We start from the raw sequence: 17,924 nt of genomic DNA, 5'->3' as shown, positions 1-17,924 counted from the left end.
CCGCCGTTTTCATTAAAACTGTACGCACACCGGCTGATCGACACGCATCACCGACTCCTGCGCGAAGCGTGATTTATAAATCCCGCGCAACGCTTCGATGTTCTTCTCGCTCTGCGCATCTTTACCGTGGATCAGCATCAACGCCTTGCTCGGTTCACGCGCCACTTTCCCGTCGTTCCCCAGCCACTGCCCGCGGGCATCAAACACCGTTAAGCCATCGCGGAAACGCGGCGTCACGTCCTGGTCAACAAACTGCTGCCATTCGTTGCTGGTGATCTGCGCCCCGGCAGGACGGTTTAAGCCGAAATAGAGCGTGGTTTGCTGCATCTGGTTATCCGCTTTGCAGGTTTCTACCGCCGCATGTTGCGATGGCGCGTTACAGCCCGCCAGCATCAATAATGCTGCCGCCATTAACCCTGTTTTGATTGTCATGCTTCGCTATCCTCATTGTTATAAGCACAGCGATATCAACGTAAATTGCAGAATTTAGCAAGAGAGGTTTATTCCCTCTCCCCTTTGGGGAGAGGGTTAGGGTGAGGGGAAAATTATTCCGGCTGCAGCTTAGACGGCGGTGCGGAGTGGTAGTGCGCGTCTGCTTCCGCAAAGCGTTTCTGCATGGAGGCAGACGGTGCTTTACCCAGCAGGCTGAAGACCACGATACCGATGCTGCCGAAGATGAAGCCCGGGATGATTTCGTACAGGCCCAGCCAGGCGAACTGTTTCCAGACGATAACGGTCACCGCACCGATAATCATCCCCGCCAGCGCGCCGTTACGGGTCATACGGGACCACATGACGGAGAACAGGACTACCGGACCAAACGCCGCACCAAAGCCCGCCCACGCGTAGCTCACGAGACCCAGCACGCGGTTTTCCGGGTTGGCCGCCAGCGCGATGGCAATCAGCGCCACCACCAGCACCATAAAGCGCCCTACCCACACCAGCTCTTTCTGGCTCGCGTTTTTACGCATGAAGGCTTTGTAGAGGTCTTCGGTGATCGCACTGGAGCAGACCAGCAGCTGGCAGCTCAGGGTGGACATCACCGCCGCCAGGATCGCGGAGAGCAGAATACCGGCAATCCACGGGTTAAACAGAATCTGCGCCAGCTCGATAAACACGCGCTCGGCGTTCTGGTTTACCGCGCCCGCCTGCGCCGGGTTATTGCTAAAGTAGGCAATACCGAAGAAGCCGACCGCACACGCGCCCGCCAGACACAGAATCATCCACGTCATACTGATGCGGCGCGCATGAACAATGGTGTGGTGAGAATCCGCCGCCATAAAGCGCGCCAGAATGTGCGGCTGACCGAAGTAGCCCAGACCCCAGCCCATCAGGGAGACGATAGCGACGAAGTTCAGCCCTTTCAGCATGTCGACGTTTTCGATGCTCTTCTGCTTGATCACTTCCAGCGAATCGCCAAAGCCGCCAACGGTGAAAATCACAATCACCGGGGTCAGGATCAGGGCGAAGATCATCAGGCTCGCCTGCACGGTGTCGGTCCAGCTGACGGCCAGGAAGCCGCCCACGAAGGTATAGAGGATGGTCGCCGCCGCACCGGCCCACAGGGCGGTTTCGTAGCTCATGCCGAAGGTGCTTTCGAACAGGCGCGCACCGGCCACGATGCCGGAGGCACAGTAGATGGTGAAGAAGACCAGGATCACCACCGCCGAGATAATACGCAGCACGCGGCTGTTATCTTCAAAGCGTCCGGTGAAGTAGTCAGGCAGCGTCAGGGCGTTGTTGTTGGCCTCGGTGTGCACGCGCAGGCGGCCTGCCACCAGCTTCCAGTTGATCCATGCACCGACGGTCAGACCGATGGCGATCCAGCTTTCAGAGATACCGGAGATGAAAATCGCGCCCGGCAGACCCATCAGCAGCCAGCCGCTCATGTCGGAAGCACCCGCAGAAAGCGCGGTCACCATTGGGCCTAAACTGCGTCCGCCCAGAATGTAGTCGTCAAAGTTTTTCGTTGAACGCCACGCCAAAAACCCTATCAGGATCATGCCAAATATATAAACGAGAAATGTCACCAGCATCGGTGTGCTAATAGCCATTCAAATTCTCCAAAAGTGTCGAGCGACAACCGTCCGGGTTGCCTTGTTATATGATCACCGGAACGTGGTGACGGTATCTTGTGTTTCGGTGAGGCGCGCTATCCTGCCGTATGCGCCCTCCGCTGACAAACGATTTAACACTGCATTTACATCAATTTCATCCCCGGCTTGATACGAGTTTCCTATAGGTTGCACTCGCTCACGCTTTTACGGGTTGCACCTTTTAAAAGTGTTAACTCCCGCATAAAAACAGGCTTCCCGGGACAAAGGCAGCACGTTTTTTCAGCTAACCATCCGTTAACAATTCATTCATTTCCGGGGTTGCAAACCAGGTCACATTTAACACGGTTGCACAAAGTTGCAACATGGTGGATATTTCACGCTAACGACCAAACACGATGAAAGCACAACAGGAGCTTTGGCATGGGTATGACCACCATGGGGGTTAAGCTGGATGACGCAACCCGCGAACGGATTAAGACCGCAGCAACCCGCATTGACCGCACGCCGCACTGGTTAATTAAGCAGGCGATTTTTAACTATCTCGAAAGACTCGAGAGCGACGAGGGGCTGCCGGAGCTGCCTGCCCTGCTGGCCGGTGCAGCGAACGAAAGCGAGGAAGCACCAGCCGCTGGCGACGAGAGCCATCAGCCGTTCCTCGAATTCGCCGAGCAGATCCTGCCGCAGTCCGTCAGCCGTGCCGCCATCACCGGCGCGTACCGTCGCGCCGAAACCGACGCCGTACCGATGCTGCTGGAGCAGGCTCGCCTGCCGGAAGCCGTTGCCGCCCAGGCGCACAGCCTGGCGTACCAGCTGGCTGACAAACTGCGTAACCAGAAGACCGCCACCGGCCGCGCCGGGATGGTTCAGGGTCTGCTGCAGGAATTTTCCCTCTCCTCACAGGAAGGCGTGGCGCTGATGTGCCTGGCAGAAGCGCTGCTGCGTATTCCGGATAAAGCCACCCGCGACGCGCTGATCCGCGACAAGATCAGCAACGGTAACTGGCATTCGCACATTGGCCGCAGCCCGTCGCTGTTCGTCAACGCCGCGACCTGGGGTCTGCTGTTTACCGGCAAGCTGGTCTCGACCCATAACGAAGCCAACCTGTCACGCTCCCTGAACCGCATCATCGGCAAGAGCGGCGAGCCGCTGATCCGCAAAGGTGTGGACATGGCGATGCGTCTGATGGGCGAGCAGTTCGTCACCGGGGAAACCATTGCCGAAGCGCTGGCGAACGCCCGCAAGCTGGAAGATAAAGGTTTCCGCTACTCGTACGACATGCTCGGCGAAGCGGCGCTGACCGCCGCCGACGCGCAGGCCTATATGGTCTCTTACCAGCAGGCGATCCACGCCATCGGTAAAGCGTCCAACGGTCGCGGTATTTATGAAGGCCCGGGCATCTCGATTAAGCTCTCCGCCCTGCACCCGCGCTACAGCCGCGCGCAGTACGACCGGGTGATGGAAGAGCTCTACCCGCGCCTGAAGTCCCTGACCCTGCTGGCGCGCCAGTATGACATCGGCATCAACATCGACGCCGAAGAGGCCGACCGTCTGGAGATCTCCCTCGACCTGCTGGAAAAACTGTGCTTCGAGCCGGAGCTGGCGGGCTGGAACGGCATCGGTTTCGTTATCCAGGCCTACCAGAAGCGCTGCCCGTTCGTCATTGATTACCTGATTGACCTGGCCAGCCGCAGCCGCCGTCGCCTGATGATCCGTCTGGTGAAAGGCGCCTACTGGGACAGCGAAATCAAACGCGCCCAGATGGAAGGGCTGGAAGGCTATCCGGTCTATACCCGCAAGGTCTACACCGACGTCTCTTACCTCGCCTGCGCGAAAAAGCTGCTCGGCGTGCCGAACCTGATCTATCCGCAGTTCGCCACCCACAACGCCCACACCCTGGCGGCAATCTACAGCCTGGCCGGGCAGAACTACTACCCGGGCCAGTACGAATTCCAGTGCCTGCACGGCATGGGTGAACCGCTGTATGAGCAGGTGACCGGTAAAGTGGCGGACGGCAAGCTGAACCGCCCGTGCCGTATCTATGCTCCGGTGGGTACCCACGAAACCCTGCTGGCATACCTGGTGCGTCGCCTGCTGGAAAACGGCGCGAACACCTCCTTCGTTAACCGCATCGCTGACACCACCCTGCCGCTGGACGAACTGGTGGCCGACCCGGTGCAGGCCGTAGAGAAGATGGCGGCCCAGGAAGGCCAGATTGGCCTGCCGCATCCGAAGATTGCCCTACCGCGCGAGCTGTACGGCAAAGGTCGCGTTAACTCGGCGGGCCTGGATCTCGCCAACGAACACCGTCTGGCATCCCTCTCCTCTGCCCTGCTCAACAGCGCATTGCAGAAGTGGCAGGCCAAACCGATGCTGGAGCAGCCCGCTGCTGACGGCGACATGCAGCCTGTTATCAACCCGGCAGAGCCAAAAGATATCGTCGGCTACGTGCGTGAAGCCACCGATGCGGAAGTGGATCAGGCGCTGGACAGCGCGGTGAACAACGCCCCTATCTGGTTCGCCACGCCGCCACAGGAGCGTGCCGCCATTCTGGAGCGCGCGGCGGTGCTGATGGAAGATCAGATGCAGTCGCTCATCGGTATTCTGGTGCGCGAAGCGGGTAAAACCTTCAGTAACGCCATCGCCGAAGTGCGCGAAGCGGTCGACTTCCTGCACTACTACGCCGGTCAGGTGCGCGATGATTTCGACAACGAAACCCACCGTCCGCTCGGTCCGGTCGTCTGTATCAGCCCGTGGAACTTCCCGCTGGCGATCTTCACCGGCCAGATTGCCGCCGCGCTTGCCGCAGGCAACAGCGTGCTGGCAAAACCGGCAGAGCAGACTCCGCTGATTGCCGCGCAGGGCATCAACATTCTTCTCGAAGCCGGCGTGCCGGCGGGCGTGGTCCAGCTGCTGCCGGGCCGCGGTGAAACCGTGGGCGCCAAACTGACCTCTGATAACCGCGTGCGCGGCGTGATGTTTACCGGTTCGACCGAAGTGGCCTCGCTGCTGCAGCGCAACATTGCCACCCGTCTGGATGCGCAGGGGCGTCCTACTCCGCTCATCGCGGAAACCGGCGGCATGAACGCCATGATCGTTGACTCCTCCGCCCTCACCGAGCAGGTGGTGGTCGACGTGCTGGCCTCCGCCTTCGACAGCGCAGGTCAGCGCTGCTCCGCCCTGCGCGTGCTGTGCCTGCAGGACGACGTGGCGGACCACACGCTGAAGATGCTGCGCGGCGCGATGGCCGAATGCCGTATGGGCAACCCGGGCCGTCTCACCACCGACATCGGGCCGGTGATCGACGCGGAAGCCAAAGCCAACATCGAAAACCACATTCAGACCATGCGCGCGAAAGGCCGTCCGGTGTTCCATGCGGTGCGTGAGAACAGCGAAGATACCCGCGAGTGGCGGACCGGCACCTTTGTGCCGCCTACGCTTATCGAGCTGGCGAGCTTCGACGAGCTGAAAAAAGAGGTCTTCGGTCCGGTACTGCACGTGGTGCGCTACAACCGTAACAACCTCAACGAGCTGGTTGAGCAGATCAACGCCTCCGGCTATGGCCTGACGCTCGGCGTACATACCCGTATCGACGAGACCATCGCGCAGGTAACCGGCAGCGCCAAAGTGGGCAACCTGTACGTTAACCGCAACATGGTTGGCGCGGTCGTGGGCGTGCAGCCGTTCGGCGGTGAAGGCCTCTCCGGCACCGGCCCGAAAGCGGGTGGTCCGCTCTACCTGTATCGTCTGCTGGCGAACCGTCCGGAGAACGCGCTGGGCGTCACCCTGGCACGTCAGGATGCGGAGTATCCGGTGGATGCACAGCTGAAAACCGTACTGACGCAGCCGCTGGAGGCCCTGATCGCCTGGGCGGAGAAACGTCCTGAGCTGCGTGCCGTTGCGCAGCAGTACGGCGAGCTGGCACAGGCCGGCACCCAGCGTCTGCTGCCGGGGCCGACCGGCGAGCGCAACACCTGGACGCTGATGCCGCGCGAACGCGTACTGTGCGTGGCCGATAACGAGCAGGACGCGCTGGTGCAGCTGGCTGCCGCGATGGCAACCGGGTGTGAAGTGCTGTGGCCGGACGATGCGCTGCATCGCGATCTCGCCAAACAGCTACCGAAAGCGGTCTCGGCCCGCATTCACTTCGCGAAAGCCGATGCGCTGCTGACGCAGCCGTTTGATGCCGTGATTTATCACGGTGATTCCGACCAGCTGCGCGAGCTCTGCGAGCAGGTGGCTGCCCGCAGCGGGCCGATTGTTTCGGTACAGGGCTTCGCCCGCGGGGAAACCAACCTGCTGCTGGAACGCCTGTATGTAGAACGCTCTCTCAGCGTCAATACCGCGGCGGCAGGCGGTAACGCCAGCCTGATGACAATCGGTTAATCGTGTAAACTTTCCCCGGTGGCGCTACGCTTACCGGGGCTACAAAACAACCGTAGGCCGGATAAGCGCAGCGCATCCGGCTTTTTTACACGGAGGGGATGATGAAAAGAGTATTTCTCGCAGGCGCAGCGCTGCTGCTGAGCGCCAGCGCGCTGGCCGACGAGTGCGACAAAGCGACCACCCAGCTTGAGCTGAATACCTGTAGCGCGCAGCAGTACCAGGCTGCCGACAAAAAGCTCAACCAGACCTATCAGGCCGCCATCAAGCGTGCGGCTGCCCCCCAGCGCGAGCTGCTGAAAAAGGCGCAGCAGGCGTGGATTGCCCTGCGCGACGCGGACTGCGCGTTTATCGGTTCGGGGACGGAAGGGGGAAGCGTTCAGCCGATGATCGTGAATCAGTGCCTGGCGGAAAAAACCGTGGAGCGCGAAGCGTTTCTGGCCTCGCTGATGCAGTGTGAAGAGGGCGACTTAAGCTGCCCTCTCCCACCGGGGAACTAACGCAGGCGGATCCCTTCAATAATCATCCGCTGCACGTTTTCCAGGGTGCTGTGGAAAAACGCTTCGTCCTGGAGCGTTTTTCCAGTCACCGCCTCGACCTGGGCCGCAAAGTCAGCGTAATGCTGGGTGGAGGCCCAAATCATAAAGATCAGATGATGCGGATCGACCGGGGCCAGTTTTCCGCTGGCCACCCATCCGGCGATAATGGCCGACTTATCGTCCACCAGCTGTTTTAAATCTCCGGTTAATTCCGCCTGCAACAGCGGCGCCCCCTGCAGCATCTCAAGACAAAACAGTCGTGAAGCCTGCGGGTAATCGCGCGACACCTCCAGCTTCAGGCGAATGTACTCCCTGATCGCCACCAGCGGGGCCAGCTCTTCGCGGAACGCTTTCAGCGGCGCCAGCCAGATATCGAGGATCTGCTGCATCACCGCGACATACAGCGCCTCTTTCGACGGGTAGTAGTAGAGCAGATTGGTTTTGGATACCCCGGACTGCTCCGCCACCTGCTCCAGGCGCGTGCCGTGAATACCAAACTGCGAAAAGGTCTCCAGCGCCGCGCTGAGGATCGCCTGTTTCTTAGCGCTCACCGCCTGCGAACGTTTACCTGGTGTTTTCACTGCGCCTTGTGTCATTCCCGCTCTCCTTATTCTGCGTTGCCCTCAGCATAGCAAAACCCCCGTCTCGCCACGACATCCTGCACTCCGATCGCGCATGAATGCCTGTTTTCTGTGCAATGTTTTTGACCAGTTAGTCCACATTTAATCGAATCAAACCACCAACTTCTGATTAACACATTAATAACAAAGCCATTTTCAAAACTGGCACTGCCTTTGCAAAAACACCGTTACACCTGCGACGTAATGAAGAGAGGTTCGTGATGAAAATTGGCGTATTTGTACCCATCGGCAACAACGGCTGGCTTATCTCGACCACTGCACCGCAATACATGCCGACCTTTGAGCTGAATAAAGCCATCGTGCAGAAAGCGGAGCACTACCATTTCGACTTTGCGCTTTCGATGATCAAGCTGCGCGGCTTCGGCGGCAAAACCGAATTCTGGGACCACAACCTGGAGTCCTTCACTCTGATGGCCGGGCTGGCCGCGGTCACCTCGCGGATCCAAATCTACGCCACCGCCGCCACGCTCACCCTGCCCCCGGCGATCGTGGCGCGCATGGCCTCCACCATCGACTCCATCTCCGGCGGGCGCTTTGGCGTCAACCTGGTCACGGGCTGGCAAAAACCGGAGTACGAGCAGATGGGGCTCTGGCCGGGGGACGATTACTTCTCGCGTCGCTACGACTACCTGACCGAGTACGTGCAGGTCCTGCGCGATCTGTGGGGTACCGGCAAAAGCGATTTCAAGGGTGACTTCTTCACCATGAACGACTGCCGCGTCAGCCCGCAGCCGTCGGTGCCGATGAAGGTGATTTGCGCAGGGCAGAGCGACGCGGGAATGGAATTCTCGGCGAAATACGCCGACTTTAACTTCTGCTTCGGTAAAGGTGTGAACACGCCTGCCGCCTTCGCCCCGACCGCCGCGCGCATGAAAGAAGCCGCCGACAAAACCGGGCGCGACGTGGGCTCCTACGTGCTGTTTATGGTGATTGCCGACGAAACCGACGACGCGGCGCGCGCGAAATGGGAGCGCTATAAGGACGGCGCCGACGAGGAAGCCCTGAGCTGGCTCACCGAGCAGAGCCAGAAGGATACCCGCTCCGGGGCGGATACCAACGTTCGTCAGATGGCCGACCCGACCTCCGCCGTCAATATCAACATGGGCACCCTGGTCGGCTCGTACGCCAGCGTTGCCAGAATGCTCGATGAAGTGGCGGCCGTTCCCGGGGCGGAAGGCGTCCTGCTGACCTTCGATGACTTCCTCACCGGCGTGGAGACCTTCGGCGAGCGCATCCAGCCGCTGATGCAGTGCCGCGCCCACATCCCTGCCGTCACGAAGGAGGTAGCGTAATGACAACCCTTAACGCACGCCCGGAATCCATCACCTTTGCGCCGGAGCAGAGCGCGCTGATCGTGGTGGACATGCAAAACGCCTACGCCAGCCAGGGCGGCTATCTGGATCTGGCGGGGTTCGACGTCTCCGCCACCCGACCGGTGATTGAGAACATTAAAACCGCCGTCGCCGCCGCGCGCGCTGCGGGGATGCTCATTATCTGGTTCCAGAACGGCTGGGACGACCAGTACGTTGAGGCAGGCGGCCCCGGCTCGCCCAACTTCCACAAGTCGAGCGCCCTGAAAACCATGCGTAAACGGCCCGAGCTGCAGGGCAAACTGCTGGCGAAGGGCGGCTGGGATTATCAGCTGGTGGATGAACTGGTCCCGCAGGCGGGTGATATCGTCCTGCCGAAACCGCGCTACAGCGGCTTTTTCAACACCCCGCTCGACAGCCTGCTGCGCAGCCGGGGCATTCGCCACCTGGTCTTCACCGGCATTGCCACCAACGTTTGCGTGGAGTCGACCCTGCGCGACGGCTTTTTCCTCGAGTATTTCGGCGTGGTGCTGGAAGACGCGACCCATCAGGCCGGGCCGGAATTTGCCCAGAAGGCGGCCCTGTTCAATATCGAAACCTTTTTTGGCTGGGTCAGCAGCGTCGCCGAGTTTTGCGATGCCCTGAATCCTCCGCTCGCCCGTATCGCCTGAGGAGACACACGATGCCGAAATCCGTAATTATCCCGCCGGGCACCAGCACGCCCATCGCCCCGTTTGTCCCCGGCACCCTTGCCGACGGCGTGGTGTATGTCTCCGGCACGCTGCCGTTTGATAAAGACAACAACGTGGTGTTTATCAACGACCCAAAGGCGCAAACCCGCCACGTGCTGGAGGCGATCAAAACCGTGATCGAAACGGCGGGTGGCACCATGGAGGATGTGACCTTCAACAGCATCTTTATCACCGACTGGAAAAACTACGCCGCGATTAACGAAATCTACGCGGAGTTCTTCCCCGGCGATAAGCCGGCCCGGTTCTGCATTCAGTGCGGGCTGGTAAAGCCGGAGGCGCTGGTTGAGATCGCCACCGTTGCGCACATCGCGAAGTGAGGCAGCCATGAAACTCTCCGTCTCACCGCCCCCGTATGAGGGTGCGCCCGTGGTGGTCCTTATTTCCGGTCTCGGCGGCAGCGGCAGCTACTGGCTGCCCCAGCTGGCCGCGCTGGAACCGGAGTATCAGGTGGTGTGCTATGACCAGCGCGGAACGGGCAATAACCCCGACGCCCTGCCGGAAGGGTACAGCCTGGCACAGATGGCGGACGAACTGGCCCAGGCGCTGGCTGAGGCCGGGATCGCGCGCTACAGCATCGTCGGCCACGCGCTGGGGGGGCTGGTCGGCCTGCAGCTGGCCCTCGACAGGCCCGACGCCCTCACCGCGCTGGTGTGCGTCAACGGCTGGCTGACCCTCAACGCCCACACCCGTCGCTGCTTTCAGATCCGCGAGCGCCTGCTGCATTACGGTGGCCCGCAGGCGTGGGTTGAGGCGCAGCCGCTGTTTCTCTACCCGGCAGACTGGATGGCCGCTCGCGCCCCCCGCCTGGAGGCCGAAGAGGCCCTGGCGCTGGCACATTTCCAGGGCAAAGCCAACCTGCTGCACCGGCTCAGCGCCCTGAAAAAGGCCGACTTCAGCCGCCACGCCGCACGCATCCGCTGCCCGGTCCAGATCATCTGTTCCGCCGACGACATGCTGGTGCCCTCTGTCTGCTCGTCTGAGCTGCAGGCAGCGATCCCGCACAGCCACAGCGCGGTGATGCGCCAGGGCGGACATGCCTGCAACGTCACCGAGCCGGACACCTTTAACACCCTGCTGCTGAACGGGCTGGCCAGCCTGCTGCACAGTCATGAACACGCTTTATAAGGAGCTGTAATGAGCGAAGCCATTAATCCCACCGCGCTGGAAACGCTGTTCACCGGCGCCCGCACCCATAACGGCTGGCAGGATATTGCCGTCAGCGACGAGACGCTGCGCGAAATCTACGACCTGATGAAATGGGGGCCAACCTCCGCCAACTGCTCCCCGGCGCGCATTGTGTTTGTGCGAAGCGCGGAGGGAAAAGAGAAGCTGCGCCCGGCGCTCTCCAGCGGCAACCTGGAGAAAACGCTCACCGCTCCGGTCACGGCGATTGTCGCCTGGGACAGTGAATTCTACGAGCGCCTGCCTGAACTGTTCCCGCACGGCGATGCCAGAAGCTGGTTTACCGCAAGCCCCGCGCTGGCGGAAGAGACGGCTTTTCGCAACAGCTCGCTGCAGGCCGGCTACCTGATTTTCGCCTGTCGCGCGCTGGGGCTGGATACCGGCCCGATGTCGGGCTTTGACAGACAAAGGGTCGACGAGGCCTTTTTCACCGGCACGACGCTTAAAAGCAATCTGCTGATCAACATTGGCTACGGCGACCCGGGCAAACTTTACGGCCGCCTGCCGCGCCTGACCTTCGACGATGCCTGCGGGCTGGCGTAAGGAGCGATGATGACGACACCGGATAAACAAACCTTTCGCGACGCCATGGCCTGCGTCGGCGCGGCGGTGAATATCATCACCACCGACGGTCCCGCGGGGATGGCAGGCTTCACCGCCAGCGCGGTGTGCAGCGTCACGGATTCCCCTCCCACCCTGCTGGTGTGCCTGAACCGCGGCGCGTCCGTCTGGCCGACGTTCAGCGAAAACCGCACGCTGTGCGTGAATACCCTGAGCGCCGGGCAGGAGCCGCTCTCAAACCTGTTTGGCGGCAAAACGCCGATGGAAGAACGCTTCGCCGCCGCCCGCTGGCAGACGGGCGACACCGGCTGCCCGCGTCTGGAGGATGCGCTGGCCTCGTTTGACTGCCGCATCAGCCAGGTGGTGAGCGTCGGTACCCATGACATTCTGTTTTGCGACATTGTTTCGATTATTCGCCACCCCGCGCCGCAAGGGCTGGTGTGGTTTGACCGCGGCTACCACGCGCTTATGCGCCCCGCCTGTTAACCCGCTCTAAGGAGACAGACCATGTTAGGATTTCCCCACTGGCAGTTGAAATCGACCTCCACAGAAGCAGGCGTGGTCGCGCCGGATGAACGCCTCCCGCTCGGGCAGACGATGGTGATGGGCGTCCAGCACGCGGTTGCGATGTTTGGCGCCACGGTGCTGATGCCGATGCTGATGGGGCTCGATCCCAACCTCTCTATTCTGATGTCGGGTATCGGCACCCTGCTGTTCTTTTTTGTCACCGGCGGGCGCGTGCCCAGCTATCTGGGATCCAGCGCCGCCTTTGTCGGCGTGGTTATCGCCACCACCGGGTTTAACGGCCAGGGGATCAACCCCAACCTGAGCGTGGCCCTCGGCGGCATCATCGCCTGCGGTCTGGTGTATACCCTGATTGGTCTGGTGGTGATGAAGATCGGCACGCGCTGGATCGAGCGCATGATGCCCCCGGTCGTAACGGGCGCCGTGGTGATGGCGATTGGCCTGAACCTCGCCCCGATTGCGGTCAGGAGCGTCTCCGCCTCGCCGTTTGAAAGCTGGATGGCGGTGATCACCGTGCTGTGTATCGGCCTGGTGGCGGTGTTCACGCGAGGCATGATCCAGCGGCTGCTGATTCTGGTCGGGCTGATTGTTGCCTGTCTGGTGTATGCCCTGCTGGCGAACGTTTTTGGTCTCGGCAAGCCGGTTGATTTTACCCTGCTGCATCAGGCCGCCTGGTTCGGCCTGCCGAAAGTGACCTCGCCCACCTTTAACGCTCAGGCGATGATGCTTATCGCCCCGGTGGCGGTGATCCTGGTGGCAGAGAACTTAGGTCACCTGAAGGCGGTCGCGGGAATGACCGGGCGCAGCATGGATCCGTACATGGGCCGCGCGTTCGTCGGTGACGGGCTGGCAACCATGCTCTCCGGTTCCGTGGGCGGCAGCGGCGTCACCACCTATGCCGAAAACATCGGCGTAATGGCGGTGACCAAAGTCTACTCGACGCTGGTCTTCGTGGCGGCGGCGGTGATGGCGATGCTGCTCGGCTTCTCACCGAAGTTCGGCGCGCTGATCCACACCATTCCGTCACCGGTTATCGGCGGGGCCTCAATCGTGGTGTTTGGGCTGATCGCCGTGGCCGGCGCGCGCATCTGGGTGCAGCATCGGGTCGATCTCAGCCAGAACGGCAACCTGATTATGGTGGCGGTCACGCTGGTGCTGGGCGCGGGCGATTTTGCCCTGACGCTGGGCGGCTTTACGATCGGCGGGATTGGCACGGCGACCTTCGGCGCGATCCTGCTTAACGCCCTGCTGAGCCGCCGGATGGCCGCTGCCCCGCAGGGCGAGGTGGTGCGTCAGGAGTCATGAAATCTCAATGTCGGGTGACGGCTATGCCTTACCCGACCTTTACGTTCCGTAAGAACACCCTAATGTCAGGAAATCACGCCTGCTCAAACAGTCGTTCGATAGATTTTGTAGGAAAGAAAAGAGAATGGCTGTTTTCACCCATCAGCGGAATAAAACCCTGCTTCAGATAAAATCGTTTTGCCCGGTCATTGAGTGCATCAACAAATATTCCGTGTACGCCCACCGCCTGCGATGCCAGATAGACAACCCGCATGGCATGCGTGACGAGCGTCGTTCCCCACTCCTGTCCCTGCAGGTCTTTATGTATCGCCAGACGTCCCAGCGTTACGCTCGGTACGTTGCTATAAGGGATCCGACGCTGCTGAGTCTTAGAAGGCAGCATCGCTTTTTCAAAACAGCTCCCAGACAACGTGTAATAGCCCAGGACTCGCGGACGATCGCGCTCTTTAAGCAGATAGCCTCGTAAAATACGCCCATTGTGCTGACGCACCAGATGTTCTGTGAGGAAGACATTTAGCGAGGGTTCGCCACAATCGAAATCCCTGAAATCATAATCTTTTCCCTCTGAAAACATTTCGACCGTGAGATTGTCCACGACGCTTCACTCCATGTTTCGAAGACGTTTTGCCGCTCGCTTCAGGCGTTCATTTGGCTCTGGCGGATTGTCGATGGCATCCATCACCGCATTCCATGATGCTTCGTTTAAGACGAGACGCCGATGCTGTTCGATGACCTCCGCAGCGCGCTCTGACGCACTGTTCACCATAAACTGGGTGATCGTTTGGTTCGTCATCGCCGCCGCTTCTTCAATCATTGTTTTGTCTTCGTCCGTTAAGCGAAGATCGATACGCTGTTTTTTAAGTGCTGGCATGATTTACTTCATCGTGTACGGTAATTATCCGTACACATCGTAGATAAACCCGTCTATTTTTTCAATCTAAACCTTCTTCAGCTGTCATATCGCTCACCTGGCTCCGACGTTTTCTGAGCTTCAACTCGCTCACCAGCACCCCGGCGACAATAAATGCCGCGCCCACCAGGGCCAGCAGCGGCAGACGTTCCCCGGCCAGTCGCCCGAAAATGCCCGCCCAGACCGGTTCACCGGTGTAAATGACCGTTGCCCGGGTCGGCGATACGCTGCGCTGCGCCCAGTTCATGGTGACCTGGATAATGGCGCTGAAAATACCCAGCCCCAGCGCCACCACGACCAGGCCGGTGGACATCGGCGGTATGGACTCGCCAGCCGGAACCATCGTCGCAAACGCCACCAGCGACGCGGTAGCGAGCTGCACCACCGTCACCCGCTTAACGTCCACCTTGCCCGCCCAGGCGCTGATCAGAATAATTTCCGCCGCAATCGCAACCGCCCCGACGAGGGTGATGATCTCGCCCGGCCCCAGCGCCAGGAGGTTGTTTTCCGGCCCGGCCAGCAAAATCAGACCGATAAACGCCAGCACGATGCCAATACAGGACATCAGACCGGGCAGCCGCCCCAGGCACAGCCACTGCAATAGCGGCACCAGCGGCACATACATCGCGGTGATAAACGCGGATTTGCTGCTGGAGATGGTCTGCAATCCCCACGTCTGCAGGCTGTAGCCCATCGCTATCGCGACACCAATGGCCACGCCGGCCTTCAGCTCTTTGAGCGTCAGACCCCGCAGCGTGTTAAGCGAAATCAGCCCTACGGCAAGCGCCGCCGTCGCAAAGCGCAGGCCAACGAAGAAGAACGGATCGCTGCGGGTCACCGCGTACTGAACGGCCAGAAACGTCCCGCCCCAGAACATGGTGATGAGAATGAGGATGGCTTCCTGCGGTTTTACGGAGAATTTAAAGCGTGAGACAGACATGCGGCACCAGCAAGTGAGAACAATTCTGTAGTGTGCGTTGCCTTTGGTTACAGTTCAATGTTGCAGAAATAAAAAAACCGCCGGGAGATCCCGGCGGCAGGGGTTCAACCCGGCGTGTTACTTACTGCTGCTGCCGTGGCTGTTTTTACCCCCTTTCTTGCCAGCTTCAGATGCGCGTTGCGGGTCATTCTTGAAGTTACCCCCGCTATGCTGGCCACCTTTACGGCCTGCTTCTGATGCTCTTTCACGGTCTTCTGCGAAATTACCTGAACCACCACGATGGTTTGCCATCTCTAACCTCCAGAATGTGAAACATTAGACATCATATTGCATTCAGTAAAAGAGGATTCTTTCACCTCGCAACACAAGGGCAGAGCCTTTATCTGTGCCGCGTGAAACTAAGCTTAGTGGAATGCCGCTATCCGGCAAGCCGCAGGTAATATTCTGCAACATGAACTCAGCCTTTCGGGTGAGATGACGCGACGGGGATGCATAAACCTTTCTTATCATTTTAAAAATCCGCACCGGGAAAGTTGTATCATTTTGCTACAAAGTCATTTTTCTACGCATGTTGTTATAAATCAAATAAATGGCGTTCATTTTTGCAGTCTGGCTGTGATGGCATATCTTTAAAAGAACGCAGCGATCCGCTGTCAGAAAAACCAACGAGGAGTGATGCAAAATGGCAAAAGTTCTGGTGCTCTATTATTCCATGTATGGACACATTGAAACCATGGCTCACGCGGTAGCAGAAGGTGCAAACAGGGTTGATGGCGTTGAGGTTGTGGTCAAACGCGTACCGGAAACCATGCAGGCGGAAGCCTTCCTGAAAGCCGGGGGTAAAACACAAAACGCCCCGGTCGCCACCCCGCAGGAGCTGGCGGATTATGATGCCATTATCTTCGGCACCCCGACCCGCTTCGGCAATATGTCGGGCCAGATGCGCACCTTCCTCGATCAAACCGGCGGACTTTGGGCATCCGGGGCGCTTTACGGCAAACTCGCGAGCGTATTCAGCTCTACCGGGACCGGCGGCGGCCAGGAGCAGACGATTACCTCAACCTGGACTACCCTTGCTCATCACGGGATGGTGATTGTGCCGATTGGCTACGGCGCACAGGAGCTGTTTGACGTTTCCCAGGTGCGCGGCGGTACGCCGTACGGCGCAACCACCATTGCCGGTGGGGATGGCTCACGTCAGCCAAGCAATGAAGAACTGTCTATTGCCCGCTATCAGGGTGAATATGTCGCGGGTCTGGCCAAAAAACTGAACGGCTAACACCCAACAGGAGGACAAGCATGCCAACTCAAGAATCCAAAGCTCACCACGTGGGCGAATGGGCAAGTTTACGCAACACCTCTCCGGAGATTGCCGAAGCTATCTTTGAAGTCGCGAAGTACGATGAAAAGCTGGCCGAGCAAATTTGGGAGGAAGGTAACGATGAGGTGCTGGTGCGCGCCTTCGAAAAAACGGACAAAGACTCGCTCTTCTGGGGCGAGCAAACCATCGAACGTAAAAACGTCTAAGCGTTTCCCCCCGCTATCACGCGGGGGGTTCTCCTTTACTTCGCCGCGTTATTCATCACCGCATTGAATTTGTCGACAGGACAGAAGCCGTTCGCATCTACCGGGCAGCCCTTCAGCTCCAGCGTCACGCGCTGTGCCGGAGACTGCAGCGAAAGCACGCTGGCGTTACGCAGTTGCTCTGAGCTCTGGTAGACATACTCAATTTTCATCAGCTCCTGGTTGGCATTTTTGTCGTGCCAGCGCTGGAAGACAATTTTGCCGCCAATCGGGGTGCGCTCCTGCTGATCGTGCAGCTGATAGGGTTTGAAATCCAGGGCGGTGAGCAGGGAAGCAATGTTCGAGTCATGCCCCACCAGCAGGGTGATCTTAGGTGCTTTCGCCTGGTCGGTGACCAGGGTTTTATCGATATATTTCACCAGCGGCTTCGCCACGTTTTGCGCCACCTCGGTGGAGGTAAACAGCGAATCCTGATAGCCGTTCTTCAGCTTCGACAGCACGCGCCACTGCTGGTCGGTTTTGATTTCACCCCAGGCGACCTGGTCGGCCGGGAAGCCTTCGTAATACTGCAGCGTGAACGCATCCACCAGCGAGTTGCCCACCTTCAGCGGCCCGGATACGCCAGGCTCTTTTTCATAGTCGGCGCTGAAGGTATCTTTCGCATCCGCCAGCGAGCAGACTTTTTTCTCCTTGCACGACGGCGAGTCGGCGTAGTTTGTCATCTGCTCCAGCAGCTTGTAGCTGTCTGCGAGCTGCATTTTCTGCCGCTCGGCCTCCATCGCCTTCAGCGCTTTTTCGCGGAATTCCGGTGAGTTGTCAGTAATCACCGGATTGAAGGTCGGATCCATGGTGCCCATTTTTTCCTGATGGTGCACGGGTACATCGCAGCCAGGGAACGCGCCGGTGATAAAGAACTGCGCGGTGGCGACGGTACGCTGCAGGCTGTTGGCATAAGCGTAAACGCTATCCGCCGCTGGACATTCTCCCGTCTTCACCATCCCCTGCTGCGCCAGCCACTCGCGCATGTAGTGGCCCATATACACTTCCAGCACGCCGCCTTTGGTGGTGAGCTGGCCGCCCGGCACTTCCCATTCCGGCCACTGCTTCGGCGTGGACTGCTCCAGCACGCTGCCGTTATTGGCGAGCGGCGCACGCAGGTTATGGCGACTCATGATTAAAACTTGCTCCAGCTGATACCCTTCCGGCGTCTCTTGCGCCTGCACGCCAAACGTTGCTGAAATGGAACCGGCGACTGCCAGCGCGAGTAGTGCTTTTCTCATCCCTAATTCCTCACTCGT

General features: G+C 59.6%; 19 protein-coding genes. 11 read left to right on the top strand and 8 right to left on the bottom strand.

The genetic code is table 11. The features are described 5' to 3' along the window. Window positions 1-12: 12 nt before the first annotated feature. Both AC0TN7_RS19405 and putP read right to left on the bottom strand, forming a co-directional pair. Window positions 13-432: a DUF3574 domain-containing protein gene (locus tag AC0TN7_RS19405; RefSeq protein WP_032648964.1), complete on the bottom strand. Its 420-nt coding sequence runs from the start codon at window positions 430-432 to the stop codon at window positions 13-15. A 113-nt stretch (window positions 433-545) separates the two neighbouring features. After that, window positions 546-2,054, bottom strand: coding sequence for a sodium/proline symporter PutP (putP, locus tag AC0TN7_RS19400; RefSeq protein ID WP_473702360.1), 1,509 nt, complete (start codon window positions 2,052-2,054; stop codon window positions 546-548). 423 nt (window positions 2,055-2,477) lie between these two features. Here putP and putA point away from each other — a divergent pair, with 423 nt between their 5' ends. Further along, complete coding sequence (gene putA, locus AC0TN7_RS19395; RefSeq protein ID WP_473702359.1) at window positions 2,478-6,440, top strand: trifunctional transcriptional regulator/proline dehydrogenase/L-glutamate gamma-semialdehyde dehydrogenase; 3,963 nt, start codon at window positions 2,478-2,480, stop codon at window positions 6,438-6,440. Window positions 6,441-6,541: 101 nt separating this feature from the next. After that, window positions 6,542-6,937 carry a lysozyme inhibitor LprI family protein gene (locus tag AC0TN7_RS19390; RefSeq protein WP_061715563.1) on the top strand — a complete coding sequence of 132 codons (396 nt, stop codon included), beginning with the start codon at window positions 6,542-6,544 and terminating at the stop codon, window positions 6,935-6,937. On the opposite strand, the gene rutR is transcribed toward AC0TN7_RS19390, so the two are convergent. Then, the gene (rutR, locus tag AC0TN7_RS19385; protein ID WP_025912986.1) at window positions 6,934-7,572 is read right to left on the bottom strand and encodes an HTH-type transcriptional regulator RutR; all 639 of its coding nucleotides are present in this window, start codon (window positions 7,570-7,572) and stop codon (window positions 6,934-6,936) included. The two genes, AC0TN7_RS19390 and rutR, sit on opposite strands and share 4 nt — an antisense overlap. A gap of 245 nt (window positions 7,573-7,817) precedes the next feature. On the opposite strand from rutR, the gene rutA reads away from it, so the two are divergent. From rutA to rutG, 7 genes are read left to right on the top strand one after another with little or no spacing between them, the layout of a single operon-like run. Then, complete coding sequence (gene rutA, locus AC0TN7_RS19380; protein ID WP_023617762.1) at window positions 7,818-8,909, top strand: pyrimidine utilization protein A; 1,092 nt, start codon at window positions 7,818-7,820, stop codon at window positions 8,907-8,909. Further along, window positions 8,909-9,598 carry a pyrimidine utilization protein B gene (gene rutB / locus AC0TN7_RS19375; protein WP_473702358.1) on the top strand — a complete coding sequence of 230 codons (690 nt, stop codon included), beginning with the start codon at window positions 8,909-8,911 and terminating at the stop codon, window positions 9,596-9,598. The genes rutA and rutB overlap by 1 nt, the downstream gene beginning before the upstream one ends. A gap of 11 nt (window positions 9,599-9,609) precedes the next feature. After that, window positions 9,610-9,996, top strand: a complete 387-nt coding sequence (rutC, locus tag AC0TN7_RS19370) for a pyrimidine utilization protein C (protein WP_125914085.1) — start codon at window positions 9,610-9,612, stop codon at window positions 9,994-9,996. 7 nt (window positions 9,997-10,003) lie between these two features. After that, complete coding sequence (gene rutD, locus AC0TN7_RS19365) at window positions 10,004-10,804, top strand: pyrimidine utilization protein D (protein ID WP_417927211.1); 801 nt, start codon at window positions 10,004-10,006, stop codon at window positions 10,802-10,804. A gap of 9 nt (window positions 10,805-10,813) precedes the next feature. Then, on the top strand, window positions 10,814-11,404 hold the full coding sequence (locus AC0TN7_RS19360) for a malonic semialdehyde reductase (RefSeq protein ID WP_407820510.1): 591 nt from the start codon (window positions 10,814-10,816) through the stop codon (window positions 11,402-11,404). A gap of 9 nt (window positions 11,405-11,413) precedes the next feature. Next, window positions 11,414-11,908 (top strand): NADH-dependent FMN reductase RutF, encoded by a 495-nt coding sequence (gene rutF, locus AC0TN7_RS19355; RefSeq protein WP_023327078.1) that lies wholly within the window; start codon window positions 11,414-11,416, stop codon window positions 11,906-11,908. A gap of 21 nt (window positions 11,909-11,929) precedes the next feature. Continuing rightward, entirely contained in the window at window positions 11,930-13,252 is a 1,323-nt protein-coding gene (gene rutG, locus AC0TN7_RS19350) for a pyrimidine utilization transport protein G (protein ID WP_417927209.1), read from the top strand. Window positions 13,253-13,325: 73 nt separating this feature from the next. Here rutG and AC0TN7_RS19345 read toward each other — a convergent pair whose 3' ends face one another. From AC0TN7_RS19345 to AC0TN7_RS19330, 4 genes are all read right to left on the bottom strand, one after another. Further along, the gene (locus AC0TN7_RS19345; RefSeq protein ID WP_417927208.1) at window positions 13,326-13,847 is read right to left on the bottom strand and encodes a GNAT family N-acetyltransferase; all 522 of its coding nucleotides are present in this window, start codon (window positions 13,845-13,847) and stop codon (window positions 13,326-13,328) included. A gap of 6 nt (window positions 13,848-13,853) precedes the next feature. Then, window positions 13,854-14,123, bottom strand: a complete 270-nt coding sequence (locus AC0TN7_RS19340; protein ID WP_008499829.1) for a type II toxin-antitoxin system TacA family antitoxin — start codon at window positions 14,121-14,123, stop codon at window positions 13,854-13,856. 61 nt (window positions 14,124-14,184) lie between these two features. Next, complete coding sequence (locus tag AC0TN7_RS19335; RefSeq protein ID WP_473702357.1) at window positions 14,185-15,102, bottom strand: DMT family transporter; 918 nt, start codon at window positions 15,100-15,102, stop codon at window positions 14,185-14,187. 117 nt (window positions 15,103-15,219) lie between these two features. Continuing rightward, window positions 15,220-15,393: a con-10 family general stress protein gene (locus AC0TN7_RS19330; RefSeq protein ID WP_024909630.1), complete on the bottom strand. Its 174-nt coding sequence runs from the start codon at window positions 15,391-15,393 to the stop codon at window positions 15,220-15,222. 391 nt (window positions 15,394-15,784) lie between these two features. Between AC0TN7_RS19330 and wrbA the strand changes: the two genes are divergently transcribed. Both wrbA and AC0TN7_RS19320 read left to right on the top strand, forming a co-directional pair. After that, window positions 15,785-16,381: an NAD(P)H:quinone oxidoreductase gene (wrbA, locus tag AC0TN7_RS19325; protein WP_024909629.1), complete on the top strand. Its 597-nt coding sequence runs from the start codon at window positions 15,785-15,787 to the stop codon at window positions 16,379-16,381. 20 nt (window positions 16,382-16,401) lie between these two features. Then, window positions 16,402-16,629 carry a YccJ family protein gene (locus AC0TN7_RS19320; RefSeq protein ID WP_008499832.1) on the top strand — a complete coding sequence of 76 codons (228 nt, stop codon included), beginning with the start codon at window positions 16,402-16,404 and terminating at the stop codon, window positions 16,627-16,629. A gap of 35 nt (window positions 16,630-16,664) precedes the next feature. Here AC0TN7_RS19320 and agp read toward each other — a convergent pair whose 3' ends face one another. After that, the gene (agp, locus tag AC0TN7_RS19315; protein ID WP_048989858.1) at window positions 16,665-17,906 is read right to left on the bottom strand and encodes a bifunctional glucose-1-phosphatase/inositol phosphatase; all 1,242 of its coding nucleotides are present in this window, start codon (window positions 17,904-17,906) and stop codon (window positions 16,665-16,667) included. Window positions 17,907-17,924: the final 18 nt, after the last annotated feature.

The sequence above is a fragment of the Enterobacter sp. PL_is511 genome (assembly GCF_055816065.1).
Note: the sequence above shows the minus strand (reverse complement) of the source record. Positions and strands in the feature narration are given on the sequence as shown.